Origin of the sequence: Pseudactinotalea sp. (genome assembly GCF_048594945.1) — a bacterium.
In the GTDB taxonomy this organism is placed as follows: domain Bacteria; phylum Actinomycetota; class Actinomycetes; order Actinomycetales; family Beutenbergiaceae; genus Pseudactinotalea.
Map to the genome: position 1 here is coordinate 1 of NZ_JBMDXJ010000344.1, position 26,405 is coordinate 26,405.

Annotated in this window: 23 protein-coding genes; 9 read left to right on the forward strand and 14 right to left on the reverse strand. The window is 68.3% G+C overall.

Annotated elements, in window-relative coordinates:
• The 5 genes from gap to uvrC all read right to left on the reverse strand — a co-directional run.
• Positions 1-980 (reverse strand): type I glyceraldehyde-3-phosphate dehydrogenase (gene gap / locus ACOJSN_RS15530; protein WP_420113398.1); only part of this gene is annotated, 980 nt, incomplete at its 3' end.
• Between the two features lie 284 nt (positions 981-1,264).
• Entirely contained in the window at positions 1,265-2,248 is a 984-nt protein-coding gene (whiA, locus tag ACOJSN_RS15535) for a DNA-binding protein WhiA (protein ID WP_420113399.1), read from the reverse strand.
• A gap of 17 nt (positions 2,249-2,265) precedes the next feature.
• Positions 2,266-3,273, reverse strand: coding sequence for a gluconeogenesis factor YvcK family protein (locus ACOJSN_RS15540; protein ID WP_420113400.1), 1,008 nt, complete (start codon positions 3,271-3,273; stop codon positions 2,266-2,268).
• Positions 3,270-4,232 carry an RNase adapter RapZ gene (gene rapZ, locus ACOJSN_RS15545; protein WP_420113401.1) on the reverse strand — a complete coding sequence of 321 codons (963 nt, stop codon included), beginning with the start codon at positions 4,230-4,232 and terminating at the stop codon, positions 3,270-3,272. The genes ACOJSN_RS15540 and rapZ overlap by 4 nt, the downstream gene beginning before the upstream one ends.
• A gap of 12 nt (positions 4,233-4,244) precedes the next feature.
• On the reverse strand, positions 4,245-6,191 hold the full coding sequence (uvrC, locus tag ACOJSN_RS15550; protein WP_420113402.1) for an excinuclease ABC subunit UvrC: 1,947 nt from the start codon (positions 6,189-6,191) through the stop codon (positions 4,245-4,247).
• Between the two features lie 82 nt (positions 6,192-6,273).
• Between uvrC and ACOJSN_RS15555 the strand changes: the two genes are divergently transcribed.
• The 3 genes from ACOJSN_RS15555 to ACOJSN_RS15565 all read left to right on the forward strand — a co-directional run bounded on the left by ACOJSN_RS15555 (position 6,274) and on the right by ACOJSN_RS15565 (position 8,985).
• Positions 6,274-6,885, forward strand: a complete 612-nt coding sequence (locus tag ACOJSN_RS15555) for a TetR/AcrR family transcriptional regulator (protein ID WP_420113403.1) — start codon at positions 6,274-6,276, stop codon at positions 6,883-6,885.
• A 40-nt stretch (positions 6,886-6,925) separates the two neighbouring features.
• On the forward strand, positions 6,926-8,431 hold the full coding sequence (locus tag ACOJSN_RS15560; protein WP_420113404.1) for an FAD-binding oxidoreductase: 1,506 nt from the start codon (positions 6,926-6,928) through the stop codon (positions 8,429-8,431).
• Between the two features lie 71 nt (positions 8,432-8,502).
• On the forward strand, positions 8,503-8,985 hold the full coding sequence (locus ACOJSN_RS15565; protein ID WP_420113405.1) for an OsmC family protein: 483 nt from the start codon (positions 8,503-8,505) through the stop codon (positions 8,983-8,985).
• A gap of 26 nt (positions 8,986-9,011) precedes the next feature.
• Here ACOJSN_RS15565 and uvrA read toward each other — a convergent pair whose 3' ends face one another.
• Entirely contained in the window at positions 9,012-12,002 is a 2,991-nt protein-coding gene (uvrA, locus tag ACOJSN_RS15570) for an excinuclease ABC subunit UvrA (protein ID WP_420113420.1), read from the reverse strand.
• A 71-nt stretch (positions 12,003-12,073) separates the two neighbouring features.
• On the opposite strand from uvrA, the gene ACOJSN_RS15575 reads away from it, so the two are divergent.
• Both ACOJSN_RS15575 and ACOJSN_RS15580 read left to right on the forward strand, forming a co-directional pair.
• Positions 12,074-12,733: an MBL fold metallo-hydrolase gene (locus ACOJSN_RS15575; RefSeq protein ID WP_420113406.1), complete on the forward strand. Its 660-nt coding sequence runs from the start codon at positions 12,074-12,076 to the stop codon at positions 12,731-12,733.
• Between the two features lie 197 nt (positions 12,734-12,930).
• Complete coding sequence (locus ACOJSN_RS15580) at positions 12,931-13,863, forward strand: type IV toxin-antitoxin system AbiEi family antitoxin domain-containing protein (RefSeq protein ID WP_420113407.1); 933 nt, start codon at positions 12,931-12,933, stop codon at positions 13,861-13,863.
• Between the two features lie 60 nt (positions 13,864-13,923).
• Here the strand turns inward: ACOJSN_RS15580 and ACOJSN_RS15585 are convergent, their stop codons facing one another.
• The 6 genes from ACOJSN_RS15585 to ACOJSN_RS15610 all read right to left on the reverse strand — a co-directional run bounded on the left by ACOJSN_RS15585 (position 13,924) and on the right by ACOJSN_RS15610 (position 20,314).
• Positions 13,924-15,000 carry a TerC family protein gene (locus ACOJSN_RS15585; RefSeq protein ID WP_420113408.1) on the reverse strand — a complete coding sequence of 359 codons (1,077 nt, stop codon included), beginning with the start codon at positions 14,998-15,000 and terminating at the stop codon, positions 13,924-13,926.
• A gap of 258 nt (positions 15,001-15,258) precedes the next feature.
• A complete protein-coding gene (locus ACOJSN_RS15590; RefSeq protein ID WP_420113409.1) occupies positions 15,259-16,158 on the reverse strand; it encodes a carbohydrate ABC transporter permease in 900 nt (299 codons plus the stop codon).
• Complete coding sequence (locus ACOJSN_RS15595; protein ID WP_420113410.1) at positions 16,158-17,135, reverse strand: carbohydrate ABC transporter permease; 978 nt, start codon at positions 17,133-17,135, stop codon at positions 16,158-16,160. The genes ACOJSN_RS15590 and ACOJSN_RS15595 overlap by 1 nt, the downstream gene beginning before the upstream one ends.
• On the reverse strand, positions 17,132-18,559 hold the full coding sequence (gene ngcE, locus ACOJSN_RS15600; RefSeq protein ID WP_420113411.1) for an N-acetylglucosamine/diacetylchitobiose ABC transporter substrate-binding protein: 1,428 nt from the start codon (positions 18,557-18,559) through the stop codon (positions 17,132-17,134). The genes ACOJSN_RS15595 and ngcE overlap by 4 nt, the downstream gene beginning before the upstream one ends.
• 73 nt (positions 18,560-18,632) lie before the next feature.
• Positions 18,633-19,403 carry a sugar isomerase domain-containing protein gene (locus ACOJSN_RS15605; RefSeq protein ID WP_420113412.1) on the reverse strand — a complete coding sequence of 257 codons (771 nt, stop codon included), beginning with the start codon at positions 19,401-19,403 and terminating at the stop codon, positions 18,633-18,635.
• Positions 19,400-20,314, reverse strand: coding sequence for a MurR/RpiR family transcriptional regulator (locus ACOJSN_RS15610; protein WP_420113413.1), 915 nt, complete (start codon positions 20,312-20,314; stop codon positions 19,400-19,402). The genes ACOJSN_RS15605 and ACOJSN_RS15610 overlap by 4 nt, the downstream gene beginning before the upstream one ends.
• Positions 20,315-20,404: 90 nt before the next feature.
• Here ACOJSN_RS15610 and ACOJSN_RS15615 point away from each other — a divergent pair, with 90 nt between their 5' ends.
• Positions 20,405-21,400, forward strand: a complete 996-nt coding sequence (locus tag ACOJSN_RS15615; RefSeq protein ID WP_420113414.1) for an N-acetylglucosamine kinase — start codon at positions 20,405-20,407, stop codon at positions 21,398-21,400.
• Between the two features lie 27 nt (positions 21,401-21,427).
• Here ACOJSN_RS15615 and uvrB read toward each other — a convergent pair whose 3' ends face one another.
• Positions 21,428-23,527, reverse strand: a complete 2,100-nt coding sequence (gene uvrB / locus ACOJSN_RS15620) for an excinuclease ABC subunit UvrB (protein ID WP_420113415.1) — start codon at positions 23,525-23,527, stop codon at positions 21,428-21,430.
• Positions 23,528-23,627: 100 nt separating this feature from the next.
• Here uvrB and ACOJSN_RS15625 point away from each other — a divergent pair, with 100 nt between their 5' ends.
• The 3 genes from ACOJSN_RS15625 to ACOJSN_RS15635 all read left to right on the forward strand — a co-directional run bounded on the left by ACOJSN_RS15625 (position 23,628) and on the right by ACOJSN_RS15635 (position 25,202).
• Complete coding sequence (locus ACOJSN_RS15625; RefSeq protein ID WP_420113416.1) at positions 23,628-24,005, forward strand: nuclear transport factor 2 family protein; 378 nt, start codon at positions 23,628-23,630, stop codon at positions 24,003-24,005.
• Positions 24,006-24,041: 36 nt separating this feature from the next.
• Positions 24,042-24,713, forward strand: coding sequence for an alpha/beta hydrolase (locus ACOJSN_RS15630; protein WP_420113417.1), 672 nt, complete (start codon positions 24,042-24,044; stop codon positions 24,711-24,713).
• Positions 24,714-24,776: 63 nt separating this feature from the next.
• The gene (locus tag ACOJSN_RS15635) at positions 24,777-25,202 is read left to right on the forward strand and encodes an OsmC family peroxiredoxin (RefSeq protein WP_420113418.1); all 426 of its coding nucleotides are present in this window, start codon (positions 24,777-24,779) and stop codon (positions 25,200-25,202) included.
• Positions 25,203-25,363: 161 nt separating this feature from the next.
• Here ACOJSN_RS15635 and coaE read toward each other — a convergent pair whose 3' ends face one another.
• Positions 25,364-26,281, reverse strand: a complete 918-nt coding sequence (coaE, locus tag ACOJSN_RS15640; RefSeq protein WP_420113419.1) for a dephospho-CoA kinase — start codon at positions 26,279-26,281, stop codon at positions 25,364-25,366.
• Positions 26,282-26,405 lie beyond the last annotated feature (124 nt).

Sequence of the window (26,405 nt, forward strand, 5' to 3'; positions counted from 1 at the left end):
GTCAGCTTGACGAGGCTGCTGCTGTAGCCCCACTCGTTGTCGTACCAGGAGACGACCTTGACGAGGTTGCCCGACACCTTGGTCAGGCCGGCGTCGAAGATGCTCTGGTGCGGGTTGGTGATGATGTCCGAGGAGACGATCTCGTCCTCGGTGTACTCCAGCGTGCCGGCCATCGCACCCTCGGCGGCAGCCTTCACGGCGGCGTTGACCTCCTCGACCGTCACCTCACGCGAGGCGGTGAAGGTGAGGTCGGTGGCGGAGCCGGTGATCGTCGGGACGCGCAGCGCGTACCCGTCGAGCTTGCCGGCCAGCTCCGGCAGCACCAGCGCCACGGCCTTGGCCGCACCGGTGGTGGTGGGGACGATGTTCTGCGCGGCCGCGCGGGCGCGGCGCAGGTCCTTGTGCGGGCCGTCCTGCAGGTTCTGGTCGCCGGTGTAGGCGTGGATCGTGGTCATGAGGCCACGCTCGATGCCGATCGCGTCGTTGAGTGCCTTCGCCAGCGGCGCGAGGCAGTTCGTGGTGCAGGACGCGTTGGAGATGATGTGCTGCGTGGCCGGGTCGTAGTCCGTGTGGTTCACGCCCACGACGAACGTGGCGTCCTCGTTCTTGGCCGGGGCGGAGATGATGACCTTCTTGGCGCCGGCGTCGATGTGCGCCTTCGCCTTGGTCGCGTCGGTGAAGAAGCCGGTCGACTCGATGACGATGTCCGCACCGAGGTCGCCCCAAGGCAGGTTCGCCGGCTCACGCTCGGCCAGGGCACGGATGGCCTTGCCGTCGACGATGATGCTCTCGTCGTCGTGGCTCACCGACTGCGGAAGCACACCGAGCACGGTGTCGTACTTGAGCAGGTGAGCGAGGGTCTTGTTGTCGGTCAGGTCGTTCACGCCGACGACCTCGATGTCGGCACCCGAGGCGAGGACCGCCCGGTAGAAGTTCCGCCCGATCCGGCCGAAGCCGTTGATTCCGACGCGAATGGTCACGTTGTCCTCCTGGCGCGCCTCGCGCGCGGTTCGATCTGGTTCGCAGGCGAAGTCTCCCGGAAGGAGGCCGCGTCTGACGACGTGGTCCCGCTGCGTCGCGGACGCCAAGCATCCGCGGCGTCATCGGCGGACCTCACGTTACACCGCCTTGACCCGTTCCCACCCGGCCCATTGGTCCGTGAGACGTCCCACACCGGGGCCGCTGCCGACGCCGACCTGGGCGGGGCGGCGCGGGCACCGAGCGCTCGCGGCGGCGCGCCGGTGGCTGACAAGGGGTGCCACGCTCACAGGCTGTCGAGCATCTCCTGGGTGAGGCTGGCCTCGGTGTCGGGGATCCCGTCGTCGTTCGCCTTCTTGTCCGCCATGGCGAGCAGCCGCCGGATGCGGCCGGCCACCGCGTCCTTCGTGAGCGGCGGGTCAGCGAGCTGGCCCAGCTCCTCCAGGCTCGCCTGCTTGTGCTCGAGCCGCAGCCGACCTGCCTGTTGCAGGTGGTCTGGCACCTCGTCACCGAGGATCTCGAACGCGCGCTGGACCCGTGCCCCGGCCGCGACGGCGGCCTGTGCCGACCGTCGCAAGTTGGCGTCGTCGAAGTTGGCGAGGCGGTTCGCTGTGCCGCGGACCTCGCGCCGCATCCGGCGCTCCTCCCAGGCGAGCACCGCGTCGTGCGCACCCATCCGTGTGAGCATCGCGCTGATCGCGTCACCGTCACGGATCACCACGCGGTCCACCCCACGCACCTCACGCGCCTTCGCGGCGATGCCGAGCCTGCGCGCCGCGCCGACGAGCGCAAGCGCCGCCTCGGGACCCGGGCAGGTGACCTCGAGCGCGGCCGACCGCCCCGGCTCGGTGAGGGAACCATGCGCGAGGAACGCACCGCGCCAGGCAGCCACGGCATCGTTGAGGCTGGCGGAGACCACCTGCGGCGGCAGTCCGCGCACGGGCCGACCACGCGAGTCCAGCAGCCCGGTCTGGCGCGCGAGCGCCTCACCGTCCTTGACCACGCGGACCACGTACCGGTTCCCACGCCGCAAGGCACCACCGGAGACGACGATGACGTCGCTCGCGTGCCCGTACACCTCGGCGATCGTGACCCGAAGCCTCCGCGCAGCGATCCCCGTGTCCAACTCCGCCTCGATGACGATCCGCCCGGAGATGATGTGCAGACCACCGGCGAACCGCAGCGTGGCGGCGACCTCGGCCTTGCGGGCCGACACCTTGTCGACGCGCAACCGAGCGAGCTCATCCTTCACGTCGGCGGTCAACGACATGAGCGACATCCTGCCATTCACCGGGTGCTCTCTCCCACGTCTCCCAAGATTCCTTCGAACGCATCACGATAAGCCGCTGCCAGACGCAACGGGTCGTGCCGAGGGGTGCCGTCACCGACACCGACCTGTCTGAGCAGCACCCGCGCTCCCAGCATCCTTGCGCATCTGAGCAGGTCGTCGAGGTCCTCGATCGCGGAGGGATCGGCGACCACGACGTCGACACGCAGGTCAGGCGCGTAGTCGTGCAACGAGCGCAGATGGTCGGCAGCAGAGTATCCGGCTGTCTCCCCAGGCTGCTGCGCCAGATTGAGCGTCAGCGCCAGCCGGCCGGAGGTGCGATGCAACGCCTCCCGGATGCCGGGCAGCAACAGGTGCGGCATCACGGAGGTGAACCACGAGCCGGGTCCGAGGATCACCCAGTCCGCCTGCTCGATGGCGGCCACCGCCTCGGGGCACGACTCCGCGTCCTCCGGCTGCAGCCGGATCCGCTCGACCGTCCCTGAGGTCACAGCCACCCGACTCTGCCCGCGGATCAGCAACGGCGGCGCGTCCGGCTGGTCTCGCTGGCGCACATCCGCCTCGATCGCGAGCGGCGTGGTCGCCATCGGCAGCACTCGGCCGTTCGCACCGAGCAACTGTCCGATCAGGTCCAGGCCGGCCACCGTGTCGCCGAGGAGCTGCCACGTCGCGACCAGCAGCAGGTTGCCCACGGCGTGGCCGTCAAGCTCGCCGTCGGTGTGGAAGCGGTGCTGCAGCACGTCGCGCCACGTCTGTCCCCACTCCGAGCTCTCGCAGAGCGCGGAGATCGCCATGCGCAGGTCGCCGGGAGGGAGCACGTCCATCTCGGCGCGGAGCCGACCGGAGGAACCGCCGTCGTCGGCGACCGTCACGACGGCTGTGACATCGGACGTGACGTGCCGCAACGCTTGCAACGTGGCCGCGAGGCCATGCCCCCCACCCAGTGCAGCGACGCGCAGGGAGGGCGCTCTGCGGCCGCGCCGCCGCGCTCCGGGTCGAGCGCTCACTCCCGCCCCAGGTCTCTGTGGATGGTCGTGGCGCCGTAGCCGCGCTCGCGCAGGCCGGCCGCCAGCGCCTCGGTCAGCGCGACCGAGCGGTGCTTGCCGCCCGTGCAGCCGATGGCTATCGTCACGTACGGCTTCTGCTCCTGCACGTAGCCCGGCAGGATCGGCTCCAGCGCATCGAGATAGCGCTCGAGGAACGGGCGCGCTCCCGGCAGCCCGAGCACGTAGTCGCGCACCGGCTCATCCTTGCCCGTGAGGTGCCTCAGCTCGGTCACCCAGTACGGGTTGGACAGGAATCGTGCATCGACCACGTGATCGGCATCCAGCGGCAGCCCGTACTTGAAGCCGAAGCTGACCACCGTGAGCCGGAGCCCCTTCTCGTTCTCGGCGGCGACGACGTCCCGCACCGCCCGCGCGAGGTCGTGCACCGACAGGTTGCTGGTGTCGATCGTCACGTCTGCCCTGTCCCGGACGTGCTCGAGCAGGGCACGCTCGCGCTGGAGCCCGTCGAGCATGCGTCCATCACCCTGCAGCGGGTGCGGCCGCCGCACCTGTTCGAACCGCCGGACCAGGGTCTCGTCGGACGCGTCGAGGAACACGATCCGGTAGTCGATGCGCTGACTACGCAGATCGTCCAGCACCTCCATCAGGTCGGAGAAGAACTCGCGGCTTCGCACGTCGAGCACGACCGCGAGACGCTTCACCCCGCCGTCGCCAGGTGCCAGCATGCCGGCCAGCGGCAGCAGCATCCGCGGCGGGAGGTTGTCCACCACGTACCAATCGAGGTCCTCGAGCACCGCAGCGGCGCGGGTACGGCCGGCACCGGACATGCCGGTCACGATGATGACCTCGGGTCGCTCCCCCGCAGGCATCGTGGTCTGCTGCTCCAGCAGCGGGATGCCTGCCGGGACCGTGGGTGGCGCCTCGTCGTGGCCCGTCGCGTCGCCCTGTGCGTCGATCATGCTCCGAGGATCTCAGACATCCGCAGGTGCGGCGAGCGCCTCGGCCACGCTCTGCGCCATCTTCGGACCGATCCCGGGCACCGCTGCGATCTCCTCGACGGTGGCCGATCGAATGTTCCTCACCGAGCCGAACACCCGCAGCAGCGACGCCTGGCGGGTCGGACCGAGCCCGGGAACTCCCTCCAGCTCGGAGCGAGTCATGCGCTTCGCACGGCGCTTGCGATGGTGGGTGATCGCGAACCTGTGCGCCTCGTCGCGGACCCGCTGCAGCAGATACAGGCCCTCCGAGGTCCGGGGCAGCACGAGCGGGAACTCCTCCCCCGGGACCCACACCTCCTCGAGCCGCTTGGCGAGTCCGACGATCGCCACGTCCACGACACCTAGGTCGGACAAGGCCCGTTGGGCGGCCGCGACCTGGGGGGCACCGCCGTCGACCACCACGAGGTTCGGCGGATACGCGAACCGTTTGGGGCGCCGGCCTGCCGACTCCTGGTCGACCGGCTCCGGCTCAGGGTGAGTCTCGGCCTCGTCGGGCGACCCGGACGCGTCCACGAGGTAGCGCCGGAACCGGCGCGTGAGTACCTCATACATGGCCTCGGTGTCGTCCCGAGCCCCCTCGCCGTCCTCACCGCGAACCACGAAGTGCCGGTACTCACCTTTGCGGGGCAGACCATCCTCGAACACCACCATCGAGGCGACCTGCTCAGTGCCGCCGGTGTGTGAGACGTCGTAACACTCGATCCGCAGCGGCGACTCGGACAGGGCGAGCTGCTCCTGCAGCTCCTGCAACGCGAGCGAACGCGCAGTCAGGTCGCCGGCGCGCCGGGTCTTGTGCAGCGCGAGCGCCTGCTCCGCGTTGCGGTGCACGGTCTCGGCGAGCGCGCGCTTGTCGCCGCGCTGAGCCACCCGGATACCCACCCGAGAGCCGCGGACCGAGCTGAGCAGCGACTCGAGATCGGCGACGTCCTCCGGCACCGTGGGCACGATCACCTCGCGCGGGATGGTGTCGGTATCGCCCACCTCAGCATCGCCGTAGACCTGCAGCAGCAGCCGGTCCACCATCTCGCCGTCGCTCAGCTCCTCGACGCGCTCGGTCACCCAGCCTCGCTGACCACGGATCCGGCCGCCGCGCACGTGGAACACCTGCACCGAGGCCTCCAGTTCGTCGGTGGCCATCGCGAAGACATCGGCGTCGGTGCGCTCGGGCAGCACCACCGCATTCCTGTCGAGCACCTTGCGCAGCGCGCCGAGATCGTCCCGCAGCCGTGCGGCCCGCTCGAACTCCAGCTCGCTCGAGGCCTGCTTCATCTCAGCCTCGAGGCGCCGAACGTAGGTGGCGCTGTCGCCGGCCATGAACGAACAGAAGTCCTCGGCGAGGTCGCGGTGCGCGTCGGCATCGACTCGGCCCACGCACGGAGCGCTGCACTTGTCGATGTAGCCCAGCAGGCACGGACGACCCGTTTGCGCCGCACGCTTGAACACCCCGGCCGAGCAGGACCGGATCGGGAACACCCGCAGCAGCAGGTCCACGGTCTCGCGGATCGCCCACGCGTGCGAGTACGGGCCGAAGTACCGCGTGCCCTTGCGCTTCTTGCCGCGCATCACCTGCACACGTGGGAACTCCTCGCCCATCGTCACAGCGAGGAACGGGTACGACTTGTCATCGCGGTACTTGACGTTGAACCGCGGGTCGAACTCCTTGATCCAGGCGTACTCCAGCTGCAACGCCTCGACCTCGGTGGTGACCACGGTCCACTCGACGCCCGCCGCAGTGGTCACCATCTGTCGGGTCCGCGGGTGCAGGGTGCCGAGTTCGGCGAAGTACGAGGACAGCCGCTGCCGAAGCGAGATCGCCTTCCCGACGTAGATCACCCGACCGTGCTGGTCGCGGAACTTGTAGACGCCCGGCTGGGTGGGGATCTCGCTCGCCTTCGGTCGATAGCTCCGCGGATCCGCCATGCGCCCAGAGTAGGCCGGACCCCGGACACTCACACGCTAGATACGGTTGCGTGGCTACGTATCCGTATCTTAGAATCGCGTCATGCCCTCCGATGAGAGTCACACCGCCGCCCGCCGGAGACGACGCAACGCCGCCGACATCGTGGCGGCCGTACATGATGCGGCCATCACCGAGGTGGCGGAAGCCGGAATCGGCGGGCTGACCATGGAAGGCATCGCCGAGCGCTCCGGGACCGCCAAGACATCGTTGTATCGACGCTGGGACACGCCGCAGGCGATCCTGCTGGACGCGCTCTATCGACTGCACCCGCAGGAGCAGGCGTCGCTGCACGCGGACGACCTGCGCGGCGACCTGCTCCGCGCACTACGCCAGCTGGTGGCATGGGTGCAGAGCCCAGCCGCACGCGCTGCTGCGGCCGTCCTCATGGAGCGGCACCGCTACAGCGATCTCGTGGACGAGCTCTACGAGAAGGTCTTCGAGGCTCGCGGCGGTCGCTTCACGCTCACGGTCCTGCGGCACTACGCCGAGCACGGCCACATCGACCCCGCACGTGTGACCCCGGTGGTCGCCGACATCGGCGAGGCACTCGTGCTCAAGCATGTCGGCGATACCGGGAGCCCTCCAGACGAGGAGCGCCTGCAGGCCATCGTCGACGAAGCCATCCTGCCCGCCGTCGGTGCATCGAGACCCTGACCGCCACCCGCCCGCTGTCGAACCCACCGGAGATCACCTCATGACGCTCGAGACCACAACCACCCCGCCCCCAGCCTTCGCACCCGGCGACGCCCGGTACGACCTCCTTCAGCAACGCGGCTACAACCGCAGGTTCACCGGCGCCGCCGCCCGGATCGTCACGCCGACCAGCACCGCGCAGGTGGTCACCGCCGTTCAGGAGGCGATCGACGCCGGCGAGCGGATCGCGGTGCGTAGCGGCGGCCACTGCTTCGAGGGCTTCGTCGACGACCCTGACGTCAGCGTGCTCGTCGATATGACTGCGATGTCCGCGGTCGCACACGACCCCGTGCGCGACGCTGTCGTGGTCGACGCCGGCGCCAGGCTCGGCGACGTGTACCGGGAGCTCCACGAACGCTGGGACGTGACGATCCCCGCGGGCCTGTACCCCGACGTCGGGATCGGCGGACATGTTCCGGGCGGTGGCTACGGGTACCTCACTCGACTGCACGGCCTCGCGATCGACCACCTGGAGGCGGTCGAGGTCGTGGTCGTCGATGCCGAGGGCACCGCACGCAGTGTCATCGCGAGCCGCGATCAGGACGATCCGGCGCACGACCTGTGGTGGGCACACACCGGCGGCGGAGGCGGCTCGTTCGGCATCGCCACCCGGTTCTGGTTCCGCACCCCTGAGACGGCGCGACGCTCGGCACCCCTGCCACGACCACCGGCCTCGGTGCTCACGTTCTCGGTGAGCTGGCCGTGGGACGAGATGGACGAGGACCGGTTCACCCGACTCGTACGCAACCACGGCGAGTGGTGCGAGCAGAACGCCACTCCCGGGACGCCGTCGGCCTCGCTCTACAGCGAGCTCTACCTGTGGCGCCGGTCGTCCGGCAGCATCCTGCTCGAGGGCCAGGTCGCCGCCGAAGACGGTGCGGACGAGATCCTCGCCGAGCACCTCGCGGCACTCGAGCGCGGCGTCGATGTGTCCACAACGCGGGAGGTCCGTCGGCGCCCGTGGCTGGAGTCGTTGCTGGACCTGCCCGAGGGTGCCGACCTCCGGCACCGGCTCAAGTTCAAGGGCGGCACGTTGCGTCGTCGATTCACCGACGAGCAGATCGCCGCCCTCTACCGCCACCTCGGAGACCCGCAGGACGACTACCCGGGCGGCGGCGTGGTGCTGCACACGCTCGGAGGCCAGGTGAACGCCGTCGCACCCACGGCGACCGCCACGGCTCACCGCGACGCCGTGACCGAGCTGTTCTTCTTCGTCGGCTGGGCCGACGCGGCGGAGGACGAACGGCACCTCGCCTGGATCCGCGATCTGTATCGGGACGTCTACGCCGCGACGGGTGGTGTACCGGCACCGTCGGCGAACAGCTGCGGCTCCTACATCAACTACCCCGACATGGACCTGGCCGACCCGGCGTGGAACACCTCGGGCGTGCCGTGGTCCGAGATCTACTTCGGGCAGGCATACGGCCGGCTCCAGGAGATCAAGGCGGCCTGGGACCCAGGCAATCACTTCCGACACGCGCTCTCGGTGCGCCCCGGCGGAGCATGAATCCAGTTGTTTCGCCGACCCGGTGTCACGAAACCGCCGTCCCTCTGGGCGTGGCGCGCTAGCGTTGACGAATGGGAGGCCTGCACGACTACACCGTCAACGTCATCTGGACCGGCGCCGGTTCCGAGGGCACCACGAGCTACACCTCGTACAGTCGCGACCACGAGGTCGCCATCGAGGGCAAGCCGGTACTGCTGGGGTCGGCGGATCCCTCATTCCGCGGCGACGCGTCTCGCTACAACCCCGAGGAGCTCTTCGTCGCGGCGCTGTCGCAGTGCCACATGCTCTGGGCGCTGCACATGGCCGCTCGCGCGGGCGTGGTCGTGGTCGGGTACACCGACCGCGCCACCGGCACCATGCGCGTCGAGTCGGCCGGCGCCGGGCAGTTCATCGAGGTGACACTCCACCCGCGGCTGACCGTGCAGGGGGAGGCCGACGAGGACACGATCGCCCAGATCCACGCCGATGCGCACGCGCACTGCTTCATCGCCCGCTCCGTCAACTTCCCGGTGCGCACGGCCCCGCTCGCCACCGAGGTGCTCGCACCCCGGTAGGGCCGCGCCGACGGCGGTGGGTCGCCTCAGGCGCTGCGGGCTGCCTTGGCTTTCGCCGCCTTGGTCGCACGACGCGCCGAGCGTGCCTTGGGGCGTGCCAGCGCTGCGACGTCCGCGACCTTCTTGGTGCGGGCGGGGCGGCCTGGCTCGAGGATCTCGGCGATGAACTGACCGGTGTGGCTGGCCTTCACGGTCGCGACGTGCTCCGGCGGACCTTCCGCGACCACCGTGCCGCCCTTGTCACCGCCCTCGGGACCCATGTCGACGATCCAGTCGGCGTTCTTGATCACGTCGAGGTTGTGCTCGATCACGATCACCGTGTTGCCCTTGTCGACCAGACCCTGCAGCACGCCCATCAGCTTGCGGATGTCCTCGAAGTGCAGCCCGGTGGTGGGCTCGTCGAGTACGTAGACCGTGCGCCCGGTCGAGCGCTTCTGCAACTCGCTGGCGAGCTTGACGCGTTGCGCCTCGCCCCCCGACAGGGTCGGTGCCGGCTGACCGAGCCGCACGTATCCGAGGCCGACATCCACCAGCGTGCGCAGGTGCCGTGCGATCGCCGGCACCGCCTCGAAGAAGTCAGCTGCCTCGGAGATGGGCATGTCGAGCACGTCGGCGACGGTCTTGCCCTTGAAGTGGACCTCGAGCGTCTCCCGGTTGTACCTGGCGCCCTGACACACCTCGCACGGCACGTAGACATCAGGGAGGAAGTTCATCTCGATCTTGATCGTTCCGTCACCCGAGCATGCCTCGCAGCGGCCACCCTTCACTTTGAACGAGAACCGGCCCGGCCCGTACCCACGCACCTTCGCCTCGGTGGTCTCGGCGAACAGCTTGCGCATGTGGTCCCAGACGCCGGTGTAGGTGGCGGGGTTGGACCGTGGCGTGCGGCCGATCGGGCTCTGGTCGACGTGCACCACCTTGTCGAGCTGCTCCAGCCCGTGTACACGCTTGTGGCGGCCGGGCACGTGGCGGGCGCCGTTGAGCTCGTTGGCCAGCACGTTGTAGAGGATCGTGTTGACGAGGGTGGACTTACCGGAGCCTGATACCCCTGTCACCGCCACGAAGCAGCCGAGCGGGAACGCCACCGAGACGTCCTTGAGGTTGTGCTCGCGCGCTCCCTCGACCTTGATCCACCGGTTCTTCGCCGGTTCGCGACGTTCGGCCGGCAGCGGGATCGATCGCCGCCCGGCGAGGTAGTCGCCGGTGAGCGAGCCCGTCGCCTCGAGCAGGCCCGAGTAGTCGCCCGAATGGACGATGTGGCCGCCCAGCTCACCGGCACCGGGGCCGATGTCGACCACCCAGTCGGCCGTGCGGATGGTGTCCTCGTCGTGCTCGACGACGATCAGCGTGTTGCCGAGGTCGCGGAGCCTTGTGAGGGTCTCGATGAGCCGGCGGTTGTCGCGCTGGTGCAGCCCGATGCTCGGCTCGTCGAGGACGTACAACACGCCGACCAGACCGGATCCGATCTGTGTGGCCAGCCGGATCCGTTGGGCTTCCCCGCCCGACAGCGTGCCCGCAGGCCGGGACAGCGACAGGTAGTCGAGACCGACGTCGAGCAGGAATCCGAGCCGCGCATCGATCTCTCGCAGCACCATGCCGGCGATCGCGGCCTCACGCTGGCCCAGCTCGAGCGCCTGAAGCACCTGGTGCGCGCCTGAGATCGGCATCGCGCACACATCCGCGATCGACATCCCGCCGACCGTGACGGCAAGGACCTCGGGCTTGAGGCGGGCACCCTTGCAGACGGGGCAGGGCACCTCCCGCATGTAGCCCTCGTACTTCTCACGCGACATGTCGGAGTCCGTCTCGGCATGCCGCCGCTCGAGGAACGCGATGACGCCCTCGAAGCCGGTGGTGTAGGCGCGCTCACGCCCCCACCGGTTGCGGTACCGGACGTGGACCTTGTGATCCTTGCCGTGCAGGATTGCGTCCTTGGCGCGCTGCGGCAGCGCGCGCCACGGAACGTCCACGGAGAAGTTGAGCTCGTCGCCGAGCGCCGCGAGGATCCGGTCGTAGTACTGATTGCTCCCCTGCGCCCACGGGGCGATCGCACCTTCGGCGATCGACAGCTCGTCATCCTGGATCACCAGCTCGGGGTCCACCTCGAGCTTGGTGCCGATGCCGGTGCACTCGGGGCAGGCGCCGTACGGGGCGTTGACCGAGAAGGTGCGCGGCTCGATCTCCTCGAGCGTGAGGGGGTGGTCGTTGGGGCACGCACGCTTCTCGGAGAACCTGCGCTCGCGCTCCGGGTCGTCGGCATCCGCATCGACGAGCTCGATGACGACGAGCCCGTCTGCGAGGCCGAGCGCGGTCTCGACCGAGTCGGTCAGCCGCTGCTTGATGCCCTCACGGACCACGAGCCGGTCGATGACCACCTCGATGTCGTGCTTGAGCTTCTTCTCCAGCGTGGGCGGCTCGCTGAGCTGGATCACCTCGCCATCGACCCGCGCACGCGCGAAGCCGCGACTCTGCAGGTCTCGGAACAGCTCCGAGTACTCGCCCTTGCGGCCACGCACCACGGGCGCGAGCACCTGGAATCGCGTCTTCTCCGGCAGCTCCCGGATCCTGTCGACGATCTGCTGTGGCGTCTGCGCGGTCACGCGCTCGCCGCACACCGGACAGTGCTGGGTGCCTGCACGTGCGAAGAGCAGCCGCAGGTAGTCGTAGACCTCGGTGATCGTGCCGACCGTGGAGCGTGGGTTGCGGTTGGTGGACTTCTGGTCGATTGACACCGCGGGCGAGAGGCCTTCGATGAAGTCGACATCCGGCTTGTCCATCTGACCGAGGAACTGCCGTGCGTAGGAGCTGAGCGATTCCACGTACCGTCGCTGACCTTCGGCGAAGATAGTGTCGAAGGCGAGCGAGGACTTCCCGGATCCGGAGAGTCCGGTGAAGACGATCAGCTTGTCTCGCGGGAGCTCGATGCTGACGTTCTGGAGATTGTGCTCGCGCGCACCGCGAACGACGAGAGAATCCGACACCCGGTCATGGTAGGTCGCCGCACCGACATCGCACATCTGTTCGACGGCGTGTCGCGGCGTGTGTTCGCCCACAGCATCATCGGGGCCGGCTCGCTACCCTGGCGACCATGACCGGACTCGCCCACGTGGACCCGCACGGCACCGCCCTGGCGATCGGCGACGAGGCGCTCCAGGTTCACAAGGTCAGCGTCTCCGACCAGGACAACAACGCCTACGTGCTGACCGACCCCGCCAGCGGCGAGCAGCTCCTGATCGATGCCGCCGACGATGCCGAGGCGGTCCTTGCGCTCGTGAGCGCGCACGGCAACGGTGGCCTCACCGCTGTGCTCACCACCCATCAGCACTGGGATCACCATCGTGCGCTCCCGGAAGTCGTCGCAGCCACCGGCGCGCAGGTCCTCGCCGGCGCAGAGGACGCCGATGCGCTTCCCAGTCCGGTGGACGTACGGCTCGCCCACGGCGACACCGTCACGCTCGGATCCCACGCCTTCGACGTGATCGCGCTGCGCGGCCACACCCCCGGCTCGGTCGCGCTCGCCGCGCGCACCGGATCCGCCACCATGGTGTTCACCGGCGACTCGCTGTTTCCCGGTGGGGTCGGCAAGACCGAATCGCCGGAGGACTTCACTTCCCTGCTCGACGACGTCGAGACCCGGCTGTTCGCCCGTTACCCCGACGACACGGTGGTGCACCCCGGCCACGGCGACAGCACCACTCTCGGTGCCGAACGCCCTGCCCTGGAGAGCTGGCGCACCAGAGGCTGGTAGCCGCACCCGCCCCTGCCCGACCCGGCACGCGCCTCCCCCCTTCCCCATTGAACGTGGTTTCACTCGGCCTATCCGCGCCCATAGGTCGAACAACGTCACACTCGCGGCTGTCCACAGGTGCACGCTGATGCACCGTCGTCCACAGCACCCCGTCGCCCTGGCAGCAGGCCGACGACATCGGGCGCTGAGATCGGGCCATGCGACGCCCGCCCGACCTCTCCCCAGCCTGTGACTTCTCGACGGCGCAGCTCGGCCTGATCACGACGGCTCAATGTCGAGTCCTGGGCTTCTCACCCGACCAGCTCACCGACGCGGTCCGCCGGGGCGAGTGGGAGCGGGTGGCCCGCGGCGTGTACGACACGCGCTGCGCCATCCTCGGCCCGGACGATCATGACCTGAGGCGAAGGCGTGCGATCACGCTGGCACAGCTGGCCGGCGGACCGGAGTCGGTCTGTGTCGGACTCACCGCGCTGGCTGTCCATGAGATCTGGGGCGTTCCATCGGATCTGCGCCCCGAGGTCGCATTCCCTGGCGCACGATCCGTGCGGGGCCCCGGAGGCTGCGCGGTTCGCCGGTTCTCCCCCGGCCAGGTCGAGATGGTCGACGGGCATCGCACCGTCGACGTCCGTACGGCTCTTGTCCAGGCGCTCCCCGAGGTCAGCCGCTGGACCGGCGTCGCCCTCCTGGACAACGCCCTCAACAAGGAACGCATCACGATGGACGACCTGCCCGACATCGCGCGCCGGGTCGCAGGGCGGCGAGGCAGCGCGCGGTGGAAGGACTGGTGGCCGCTCGCGGACGGCCGCGCCGAGTCTCCCCCCGAGACATGGGCACGACTGGACTGCCTTGACCACGGGCTTCCGCCCGACGAGCTGCAGGTCGAGGTGTACGACCGGTTCGGGCGCTTCGTGGGTCGCGGCGATCTCGGGTGGCGCACCCGCCGCGGCTGGGTGATCGCCGAGATCGACGGCGCCGAGGTGCACAGCGAGCTGGCGGCGCTCTTCACCGACCGCTCGCGCCAGAACGCTCTGGTCAAGATCCCGGGCGTCACCGTGCTGCGCTACACCTCGACGGACCGCGGCGGAATCATCGCCCGGGATGTCCGTGAGCTCCTCAGTCAGGCAGCCTGACCTCACGCGACCGTGCGGTTCCTCGACCTATCCGGCCCGATAGACCGATTGAAACCACGTTCAACGCGGGTGGGGGTCGTCCGCGGGGTCGGCCGCGGGGGCGTCTTCGATGTCGGCGGCGGGCGCGTGCGAGCCGGCAACCGGCCGCGGGTGCCGTCGAGCGCCGACTGTCAGGGACATGACCGTGGTGACCGTGAGAACCACGATGATCACCGCGAGCGACATGAGTGGCTCGATCTCGGGGATGACCGTGATGTGCTCACCGTTGTTGAGCCAGGACAGCTCGTTGGTGTGCATCGCGTGGATGACGAGCTTCACGCCGATGAAAGCGAGGATCGCGGCCAAACCGTAGTTGAGGTAGACCAGCCGGTCGAGCAGACCGTCGACGAGGAAGAAGAGCTGCCGCAGGCCCAGCAGCGAGAAGGCGTTGGCGGCGAAGATGATGTAGACCTGGGATGCCCCGCTCAGCTGCTCGGTCACACCGAAGATCGCGGGGATCGAGTCCACGGCGAACAGCAGGTCGGCGCTGCCGATCGCGATCATCACCACGAGCATCGGGGTCACGAACAGGCGACCGGCGCGGCGAACGACCATCTTGTCGCCCTCGTAGCCGTCGGTGGTGGGGAACAACCGGCGCACGGCACGCAGGGCGAGGTTCTCCTTGAAGTCCTCTTCCTCGTCATTCTTCTGGTTCAGCTGTGACCACGCCGTGTACAGCAGGAACGCGCCGAAGATCCAGAACACCCACGAGAAGTTGTCCACGATCGCCACGCCGAGGATAATGAACACGGTGCGCATGATCAGCGCGATGATGATGCCGATCAGCAGCACCTTCTGCTGGTACTCCCGCGGCACCCGGAAGCTCGCCAGGATCAGCACGAACACGAACAGGTTGTCGAGGCTGAGCGACTTCTCCAGCAGGTAGCCCGAGAAGTAGGCGACACCGTGCGTGTGGTCCCACAAGAACCACACCAGCGCGCCGAACACGACCGCGATCCCCACGTACACGGCCGACCAGATGCCGGCTTCCTTGATCGAGGGGGCGTGCGGCGTCCGCACGTGGCCGACGAAGTCGACCGTGAGCATGACGACGATCAGTCCGACCGTGACAAGCCACAGCCACAAGGGGACATCCACGAATACAACCTCCGGTGTCGTGAGCGCAATCACCGGAGGTCTCCCCCACCGCGGACCTACGTGGTCCCCGGCCGATGGCACCGAGCCTGATCCGTCTCAGGACTGTGATGACGACACCACCGCTTGTGGGGTACTCCCCTCCAACTCGAGCAAGGCTACGCCACGCGAGCACGGATTCCGTGCACGGTGAGCGATCTCTCACCGCGTGTTCGCGAAGAGCGAGAGAACGACGGCGCCGCTCACCTCTCAAGGGTCTGGCTACTTGTTGGTCCCCTGCGTGACCGAGCCCTCCAGCTGGCGTTGGAACAACAGGTAGGCGATCAGCACGGGCACGATCGTGATGACCACGGCTGCGAAGAGCGTTCCGTTGTCACTCTGATAGCCCGCTTGCGACTGGAACGAGGCGATGGCCTGCGAGAGCACCCAGTTGTCCCGCTTGGTGTTGAGCGCGACGGGCAGCAGGTACTGATTCCACAGCCCCAGGAAGTTGAAAATCGCGACCGATGCCATGCCCGGGACTGCCATCGGCAGCATCACCTGGAAGAACGTGCGCCAGTTGCCCGCCCCATCGATCGCCGCCGCCTCGGAGATCTCCCCGGGCAGCCCCTGGAAGAACGCGTACAGGAAGAACACCGTGAACGGCAGCGCGAACGCCACGTACGTGAGGATCAGCCCCGGCAGCGTGTTGAGGACGCCCAGGTTCTGCAGCACGAAGAACAGCGGCACAATCGCCAGGAACACCGGGAACGTCAGTCCTGCGAGCATCAGATAGTAGATCGCCCGACGACCGAAGAACTCGAAGCGAGCCAACACGTAGGCACACATCGCACCGAGCATCATCACGATCAGCAGCGCCGCACCAACCACCACCACGGTGTTGAACATGGCCAGACCGAGCTTGCCCTCGGTCCACGCCCTGACGAAGTTGTCGAAGTTCCACTGCTGTGGAAGTGCGAGCGGCGACCCGGCGATGATCTCGCGGTCGGTCTTGAACGAGGACAGGAAGACCCAGAGCAGCGGCAGCAGCACAATGATCGCCCAGACGCCCAGAGCGACGTGCGAGGTCACGGTGACAGCGCGGTCGCTTCGCCCGCGGCCACGATCACGGCGCGGTCGCAGGCCGGGAGTGGCCGAATAGCGTGGGCTCTCAGCGACCATCAGCTGCTCCTTGTGCTGCCGCCGGTGAGGCGGTTGAGACCGAAGATCACGGCGGCAAAGAGCAGCGTGACCACGGCCATCGCGACTCCGACCGCCGAGGCGTACCCGAACTGGTTCTGCGCGAACGCCAGCCGGAACAGGTACTGCGGCATGACCAGCGTCGAATTGTCAGGTCCGCCACTGTTGTTGAGGATGTGCATGAACACGAAGGCGTCGAGAGCCGCGATCCCGAGGTAGATCCACGCGGTCTGGACGTTCTCTCGGATGTTCGGCAGCGTCAGCGAGAACATCGTGCGCAGTCGTCCGGCACCGTCGAGGCGGGCGGCCTCGAACATCTCGGCGGGGATCGCCTTGATCGCCGCGATGAACAGCAGCATGTAGAACCCGATCAGGCCCCACACGATCACGAACATCGAGGCGGGCATAGCGGTGCTCACCTGGCCCAACCAGTTCTGTTCAAGCGCCTCGGGCAGCACGCCGTTGAGCAATCCGTTCGACGGGTCGTACACCTTGGCGAAGATGACGCCGGTGACCACGGCCGGAATGACGTACGGGAAGAACGAGACCACCCGGTAGAAGCCCGAGTTCCGGACGCCCACGGTCTGACCGATACCCCGCCCACCGACGGTGACCAGACTGGCGAAGATCAGTGCGACGAGGATCACCACGATCGGGATCACGACGGCCAGCTTGACGTTGTTGCCGAGCGCGATCAGGAACGTCTTGTCCTGGACGAGCCGTACGTAGTTGTCGAGGCCGATGAAGTCGAAGTCCTGCGAGAACCCGCCCCAGTTGGTCAGAGAGTAGAAGACCGCCTGGATGAACGGCCAGATCACGAGCAGCAGGAACAACGCCAACGGCAGCACGAGGAACACCAGGAAGAAGCTGATGTTGTCGAAGGACCAATGCGCCTTGCGGCGCGCCCGAGCCCCAGATCGGGCTGCGGGCGCGCCGGCGCCGGTGACGGGAGTGGTCACGAGACCGGGATGACTTCCTGCGTGTTCCGTGCCTCATCCGTGATCGCCTGGAGGTCGCTCGTGAGCTCCTCGACGCTCTTGCTGCCGTCGAGGAACGCATTCCACACGACGAGCTGTGCCTGGTTGAGGCCGTACAAGCCGACGAAGTTGTGCGTGAACGTGTCTGTACCGGCCGCTGCGAGCATCTCGCTCTGCGAGACCAGCGCTGTCGACCCGAAACCATCTTCGGGGACCGTGTCTGCGATCACCGTCGGTGCGAGCTTAGTCTTCGCGAAGTTGGCCGCCGACTCTTTCGACAGCATGATCCGCAGGATCTCCTTGCCGCCGTTGACGTTGGCACCATCGGACGGCACGATGTAGGGCTCTCCTGCGGTGGAGTGCAGCGCCGTCTTGGGCATAGCCGAGGAGTCGTCGACGACAAGCGCCGGGACGCCCCTCATCTCGAACCCGTCAGCCGTGTTTGGCTTCATCTCGTTCTCGATCCAGGAGCCCGAGGGGTACAGCAAGGCGTCCTGGTCGAGCGCCCACTGCGCCTGCGCGGTCTTGAACTCGGTACCGGAGCCGCCCGGCTTGAAGTAGCCGAGGTCGATGATCTCCTTCATCGCGGTGAACACCGCCTGGATCGCATCCTTGGACCAGCAATCCTCCTCGAGGTTGTCGAGCGCAAGGCGCACCTCGTCGCCGCCCTGCATGATCGCGGAGTCGATCGCGAGCGTCTGGTAGTAGGTCGCAGCCTCCTTGCCCCAGACGAACAGGTACTTGTCCTGCTCCTTGGCGGCGGCTCCGAGGGCCTTTGCCTCCTCCCAGGTGGTCGGAGGCGTCCAGCCATTGGCCTCGAACAGACTCCCGGAGTACCAGATGCCGTAGAGCGAGAGCACGTAGTTGATGGCGGCGAGCTTGCCGTCGAAGATCCCCGAGTCGAGCACGTTGGGGTTGACCAGCGTGTCGCGGATCGTCGTGCCCTCCACATTCGGGGCGTCGATGACATCGGTGAGGTCTTCGAGCTGGCCGAGGATCGCATTGAGGCCCATCGACTGCGCACCGGAGTTGTCGATCAGGTCTGGCGGGTTGCCCGCAACGAAGCGGGGCTGCATCGCAGATGTGATCTCCGTGCTGGGCTCGACCGTCGCCTCCCCACCGTGCAGATCAGCGAATATCGCCGCAGCGAACTCGACGTAGTCGACGCCGTAGCCGCCGTTGAAGATGACCGTCTCGACCGTGGCTCCCTCTTCGATGCCGAAGGGGTTGCTGGCGTCGGCAGGAGCGCTGGTCTCGCCGTCACCGCCGTCGTCGGTGGTGGGGTCGTCGCTACCGCCACCGGTGGCGCACGAGGCGAGGGTGACGCCGAACGGGACCGCAGCGGCCGTGAACAGCGCGCCACGCAGCACGCTCCGGCGGCTGAGGGGGGACTTGGAGTCCGACATGGGGTGTTCCTTTCTCAGGTGGTCGGGCGGTGCTGACGTGCAGCCGCCGTCAAACAGGTGTGACTTGTAGGGACTAGAGGGACTGGATGCGGCCGCCGTAGCGAGCCGTGAGGGCGTCGTTGTGCTCGTCCCCGCCGGGCACGTTCGCCGAGATGTACACGGGTGGCGCCTCGCCGCCGTCGAGGAGCCTGGTCACGACGCCGATGGTGAGCGCCTGTGCGATGTACGCCGCCGTGATCGAGGACACTGCGCCGACGGTGACCGCGCCGCTGGAGTCGCCTACGCTCACGGTGGCATCGCCGTACGGTGCGAGGTTGTCGACGACGACGTCAGCGACCTCGGCCAGTCGCATCCCGCTGGGGTGCTTGGGAGCGACCGCGTTCGTGTGGGCCAGGCTGGTGACCGCGATCACCTGGTGGCCCCGTTCCTTCGCCGCCAGCGCCATGCCGACGATCGAGGAGTTCACCCCGGAGTTGCTCGCGATGACGAACACGTCGGCGGGGTGGAGATCGGTGAGGTCGAGCAGCTCGGGCACCACGGTGCCGTCACGCTCGAGATCAGCACCCACGAGGTCCTCGACCACGCGGCTGCCGCGCAGCACCACGTTGCGCAGAGCGATCCGGTGCGCGGGGATCAGCCCACCGGCACGCCCCGCGATCTCCATGGCGAAGGCCTCGGAGTGACCCGTGCCGAACGCCTGGATGACGCCGCCTTCCCGGATCGACGCGACCAGCAGATCGATGGCCTCGTCCAATCCGCCCGAGGTCGCGAGGGCCGCGAGCTCCGCGATGCGGCTGCTGACCTGCTCGGCGAAGTCGCGCTGCGGGTTCGTCCCGGTGCTCATGCAATGGCCTCCTGGTTGGTGGTCGAGACGGCGCCGGCCCGATGGGTTGCCACGGCCGCTGCCGAGACATCGAGCTTCGCCACTGCCCCTGCGTAGTCCTCTTGCATGACGAGGATGTAAATGAAGTCAAGGACGAGCAGCTGCGCGTGCTTGGTGGAGAGGTCGGCGGGGTGCAGGTACTGGTTCGGGACGGCGGCGAGCAGGCACTCGTCGGCCACCGCCTCGAGAGGGGTGTTCCGCCGGCTGGTGATCGCGACTGTGAGGGCGCCACCCTCCCGTGCGCGTGAGAGCATCTCGATGGTCTCGACGGTCTCTCCGCTGTTCGAGATCCCGATCGCCACATCGGAGGACGTGAGCATCGAGGCACTGGCCAGGCCCGTGTGCACGTCCGCCCACGCGTGCGTGTTGACGCCGATCCGGAAGAACCGGTGCTCCATCTCCTGCGCCACCACGGCGCTACCGCCGGTGCCGTAGAGATCGACCTGGCCGCAGTGCGCGACCGCGTGCGCGATGCGCGTACTTGCTTCGAGGTCCACACCGCTCGCGGTGGACTGGAGCGAGCTCACGTGACCGCTGAGCAGGGTGCGGAGCACGTCCCGTGCGTCATCGGTGGGGTGGAACGCCGTACCGATCTCGACACGGGTCGGCGCACGACCCACGTCGGTGGCGACGGCCACGCGGAACTGCACGTAGCCGTCGTAGCCGAGCAGCCGACAGAACCTCGTGACGGTAGCGGGCGAGGCGCCCGCCCGATGCGCGAGCTCGGTGATCGACATCCGCAGCGGGGCGGTCGGGTCACCCAGCAGGACGCGCCCGATCTTCCGCATCGCCTCGCTCATCTGCGGCAGGGCAGACTCGACCTGCTGCGAGACTCGCAGCGTGGTGTCGATCTCGGTCGAGCCAGCGATCACTGAAAATCCCTCTCACGTCGTTGGGGGGTGCGTGAAATATATTCTCATATGATGCGCGATGTCGAGCAACGAGGACACAGAAAGATCACAATGCTGCATCTTCTTGGCATCGACGCCGGTGGCACGTCCACTCGCGCCGCGCTCCTGACCAGTGACGGCACCTGCCTGGGGGTGGGCCGGGGCGGTCGCGGAAACCCCGTGTCCGACGGCGAGGCTGCGGCAGCCCAGGCGATCGGTGCCGCGATCACCGGGGCCTTGGCACAGGCACCGCACGTGCCGCCCAGCGACATCGCCGCCGTGACGATCGCGATGGCAGGCGGGTCGGCTGCCGGGATGGCGGACGAGTGGCTGCGCCCTACCCTTGTCGCCCTCGGCATCGCTGCGTCACCGCAGGTGGAACCCGATCTGCTGGCGATGTTCGCCTCCGGCACGCACGAGCCTGACGGCTACGGCTTGGTGGCAGGGACCGGGTCGACTGCGGTGCGGGTACGGGCTGGCGAGGTCGACCTGACCGCCGACGGGCTCGGATGGCTGCTCGGCGACAACGGCTCCGGCTTCTGGATCGGGCACCAGGTCGCGCGCGCCGCGGCGCTCGAGCTCGACGGCCGCGGGCCGGCTACCACCCTCACCCCCGCCGTGCTGGCCATGCTTGAGATCGACGCCGACGATCAGCCCGACGTCAACGGCAGGACCGCCGCACTCGCCCGGCTCGTCGCGCTGGTGTACCGCGAGTCCCCCGTGCGGCTCGCGGCACTGGCGCCGCTGGCGTTCGCCGATCCGGATGACGCCGTCGCGGCCGGGATCATCGAAGCCGCGGTGACCGCGTTGGCGGGGCTGGTGCTGGACGTAGCTCTCCCCGGACTCCCCGGTCCCCTCGTGGTCGGCGGCGGCGTGGCCACCCAGGCGCGCGTGCACGAGTCGGTGGTCGCGGCGGTGCGCGCCGGCGGGATGACCGGTCCCGTGCACCGCGTAGACGACGGCCTGGTGGGCGCAGGCGTCCTGGCGCTGCGCCGGGCCGGCGTCACCGTGGACGAGTCGACCTTCCACCGGCTCGTGGAGACGACGACGGCTGCGCGGAACCGCTGACCTCCTGGTGCCGGCGCCGCACCGGCCTCAGGCCGTGGCGGCTGTCATCTCTCGCAGCTCCCGCTTGAGGTCACGGATCTCGTCACGCAGCCGGGCCGCGACCTCGAACTGCAGCTCCTCGGCCGCCGCGTGCATCTGGTCGGAGAGCTCCTGGATCAGTTCGGCGAGCTCCGCAGCGGGCGCACCCTCGCGGGCACCCTTCGCCGGGGCCGCTCCCCCACGCCCGGGCACGGGAGCCTTGCGTCCCTTGCCCTGCTGCCGGTAGCCGCCTGCGAGCAGTTCCTTGGTGTCGACATCCTCGCGCGCCAGCATGTCGGTGATGTCGCCGATCTTCTTGCGCAGCGGCGTGGGGTCGATCCCGTTCTCCCGGTTGTATGCGACCTGGATCTCACGGCGGCGCTCGGTCTCCTCGAGCGCGGCCCTCATCGACGGCGTGACAGTGTCCGCGTACATGTGCACCTGTCCGGAGACGTTGCGGGCCGCACGGCCGATCGTCTGGATCAGCGAGGTCTCCGAACGCAGGAAGCCCTCCTTGTCGGCATCGAGGATCGCCACGAGTGACACCTCGGGCAGGTCGAGCCCCTCACGGAGCAGGTTGATTCCGACCAGCACGTCGAACACGCCGCTGCGCAGCTCCCGCAACAGCTCGACGCGGCGCAGTGTGTCCACCTCCGAGTGCAGATACCGCACCCGCACGTCCCGCTCGAGGAAGTAGTCGGTGAGATCTTCGGCCATCTTCTTGGTGAGCGTCGTGACCAGCACCCGCTCCTCGCGCTCGGTGCGCTCTCGGATCTCGTGCAGCAGGTCGTCGATCTGCCCCTTGGTGGGCTTGACCACCACCTCGGGGTCGACCAGGCCGGTGGGACGGATGATCTGCTCGACCACGCCGTCGGACACCGACAGCTCGTAGTTCCCCGGCGTGGCAGAGAGATAGACGGTCTGCCCGATCCGGTCGAGGAACTCTTCCCACTTGAGCGGGCGGTTGTCCACGGCCGAAGGCAGTCGGAACCCGTGGTCCACGAGCATCCGCTTGCGGGAGTAGTCGCCCTCGAACATCGCGCCGATCTGCGGCACCGTGACGTGCGACTCGTCGACGACGAGCAGGAAGTCCTCGGGGAAGTAGTCGAGCAGGGTGTGCGGTGCGCTGCCGGGCTCGCGACCGTCGATGTGCATCGAGTAGTTCTCGATGCCCGAACAGCTGCCGATCTGGCGCATCATCTCGATGTCGTACGAGGTGCGCATCCGCAGCCGTTGCGCCTCGAGCAGCTTGCCCTGCTTCTCGAACTCTTCCAGCCGGTCGGCGAGTTCGGCCTCGATCCCGGCGATCGCGCGCTCCATCCGTTCCGGCCCGGCGACGTAGTGCGTGGCTGGGAACAGGTACATCTCGTCCTCGCCCCGGATCACATTCCCGGTGACCGGGTGCAGCGTTGCGATCGACTCGATCTCGTCTCCGAACATCTCGATCCGGATCGCGAGCTCTTCGTAGACCGGGATGATCTCGATCGTGTCTCCGCGCACCCGGAACGTGCCGCGGGTGAACGACATGTCGTTGCGGACGTACTGCATCTGCACGAACTGCCTGAGCAGCTGGTCCCGGTCGACCTCCATGCCGACACGCAGCCGCACCATCCGGTCGACGTACTCCTGCGGCGTGCCGAGACCGTAGATGCACGAGACGGAGGCGACCACCACCACGTCACGTCGCGTCAGCAACGAGTTCGTGGCCGAGTGCCGCAGCCGCTCCACCTCGTCGTTGATCGAGGAGTCCTTCTCGATGTAGGTGTCCGTGGAGGGGACGTACGCCTCCGGCTGGTAGTAGTCGTAGTACGAGACGAAGTACTCGACCGCGTTGTTCGGCAGCAGCTCCCGGAACTCGGTGGCCAGCTGGGCCGCGAGCGTCTTGTTCGGTGCCATCACGAGCGTGGGCCGCTGCACCTGCTCGATCATCCAGGCCGTGGTGGCAGACTTGCCGGTGCCAGTCGCGCCGAGCAGCACGATGTCCTTCTCGCCGGCACGTAGTCTCTCGGTCAGCTCGGCGATGGCCGTGGGTTGGTCGCCTGACGGCGTGTAGTCGGAGACCACCTCGAAGGGAGCGACGGTGCGCTGAAGATCGGTGACGGGACGCATGACGACAACGCTACGTCCACGCACCGACATCACGAGCAGCGCTCGCTCAGGGGATGAGCGGCGACGGGCCTCTCCGACCGAGAAGAACAGGACCCGAACCATGACCGTGCCGATAGAGGAACTGATGGAGCTGGAGCATCAGGGCTGGACGTCCCTGTGCCAGGGCACCGGGGCAGAGTTCTATGCGCAGCTGATGACCGACGACGCCGTGATGGTCCTGGCGCACGGATTCGTTCTCAACCGCAACGACGTGGTCGCCTCGCTCAAGGACGCACCGACCTGGGACCGGTACGAGCTCACCGACGCACAGCTCATCGATCTCGGAGACGAGACCGTGATCCTCGTCTACAGGGGCCGTGCATGCCGTGCCGACGCGCCCGAGTTTCACGCGGTGATGTCGAGCGTCTACGCGTGGCGCGACGGGCGGTGGCGACTGACGCTCTACCAGCAGACCGTCATTCCTGGTGAGCTCGGCTGAGATCGCCGCACGGCCGGTTCGCGAGACCATGTCCCGATGAACGAGTTGCCCCTCGACGACGCCGCTACCTGGTGGTCCGTGCCCGCCGCCGAGATCGAGCATGCCCTCGCCACCCGAGCGCTGGTGGTGCTGCTGCACGGCCTCGGAGCAGACGAGCGTGACCTCGCGAGCCTGGTCTCGGTCCTTCCCTCGAACCATGTGTACGCGAGCGTGCGCGCACCGTTGCCCATCAGTGGCATGCCCGGGTACGCGTGGTTTCCGCCTCTGCTCGCCGACGGCATCTCGGCGGACCCCGCCTATGTCGACGCTGCTTCCCGCGGGATGCTCGCCTGGCTCGAGCGCACGCAGGCCCGTGTGCGCACCCACGGGCCGGTGGCACTGGTCGGGTTCTCTCAGGGCGCGGCGATGGCCGTGCAGCTGTTGCGGCACGCTCCCGAGCAGTTCGCGGGCGTTGTCGCGCTCTCGGGCTTCGTGGCGCCCGGACTGGTTGCCGGCGACGAGGCCTTGAGCCAGATCCGGCCGCCCGTGTTCTGGGGGTACGACGCCGCGGACCCCGTCGTGACCACACCGGCGATCGAACGGATGGGAACCTTCTTGGCCGCACACACCGAGGTCGACGAGCGCCGCTACGCCGGGATGGGCCACGGCATCAGCGGCGCCGAGGCCGCTGACGTCGCCGAGTTCCTCAACTCCCTGATCGGCCCGTGACGGACCGTGACGAGTGGGGCAGGATGGGACCGACCGAACGTCTCGATCGACAGGGAGCACACCATGGCTGCAGTGTCCAAGGCAACGACCACCTGGAACGGTGACCTGACCTCCGGGGCCGGTTCCACGGCGCTCGAGACCTCGGAGGTGGGCACCTTCGACGTCTCCTGGAAGGCCCGCACCGAGCCCGGCGGCGGCACCACCACCCCCGAGGAGCTGCTCGCCGCTGCTCACGCCTCGTGCTTCTCGATGGCGCTCTCGCACGGTCTGACCGAGAACGGCACGCCGCCGACCACCGTGTCCACCTCGGCCGAGGTCAGCTTCGTCCCGGGCACCGGCATCACCGGCATCGCGTTGAGCACGACGGCGTCCGTCGAGGGAATCGACGACGCCGACTTCCAGCGCATTGCCGAGGACACGAAGACCGGCTGCCCGGTCTCGGCCGCGCTGTCTGCGGTGCCGATCACCCTGAGAGCCACGCTGGCCTAGAGCGTGTCTCCCCAACCCGGGTCGAGAGCGAGCGGCGCCTGCCGCGTGCGATGGCAAGGCGCGTTCGCGAAGGAAGCCCGGGTTTGGCTTTCGAGCGGACGCAACGCCGCCAGCGCGCGTGGCAGGTGTCGCGCAGCCGATCCGGGTTGGGGAGACACGCTCTAGTCCTCGGGTGTCCCGCCGGGCTTGATCTTGAGCACGGCGGGACGACCGGGGTCGGCGTTCGCGAACACGCCCGGCCTCACCTTGACGAACCCTGCCGGCAGCAGGGCGTCGTCCGGCAGGTCGCCCGCGGCCGCGCGTGCCCGTAGTTCGATGACGTCCATCCGGGGTTCGCCGCCACGCTTCTTGCGGCGCAGTCGCGTCAGGTCCGCGCCGGCACTGCGCTCGATCCTGGCCATCAGCCTCTCCGCCTCGCCCTCACGCGGGTCGTCGAATCCGCCGTCGAGCTCTCCAGGCTCGGCCCAGTGGCCGGCGGCGAGGTTCTCGGCGAACGGCACCACACGGGCCCGCCAGAGGAGCTCGACGACGGAGCGAAGCTGGTCCTCGTTGCCCTCGTTGTCGAGCCAGACGTCGGCTGCCCGGCGGCGCGCGTCGTCATCCGCCTGCGCCGCGATCCGCGCGGTCGCGTCCTGCTCGGCCATCCCGCGAGCCACGGCACGAGCCAGGCGGAGAGGAACCGAGGCGCCGACCACCACCACGAGGTGGTACTGCGCCCCCATCTCGTTCTCGACGATCAGCGGAACGTCGTGCACCACAACGACGTCGTCCGGCAGGTCGGCCAGCCGGGACTCGGTCTCCTCCCGCACGAGCGGGTGCACGATCCCGTTCAGCGTCCGGCGAGCCTCGTCGTCGTCGAAGATGTGCTGGGCGAGCCGTCGCCGGTCGAGTGAGCCGTCCGTTCGCAGCACCTCCCCGCCGAAGGCGCGTTTGACGGCGTCGAGGCCGGGGGTGCCCAGCTCCACCACGTCGCGCGCGATCCGGTCGGCGTCGATGAGCACGGCACCGAGCTCGACCAGGAGCGCGGCGACGGTCGATTTCCCGGAAGCGATCCCGCCCGTCAGGCCGACCTGCAGCATGGCGTCACTCTAGGGCGCTCGGCGCCTCTCGCGAGAGCGGTCTCAGGCTGCGTCGACCACAGCTGGCGCGGCCTCGCGAGCCTCGACCGGGTCGGTGGCAGCCAACGCTGCACGGGCCGCTTCC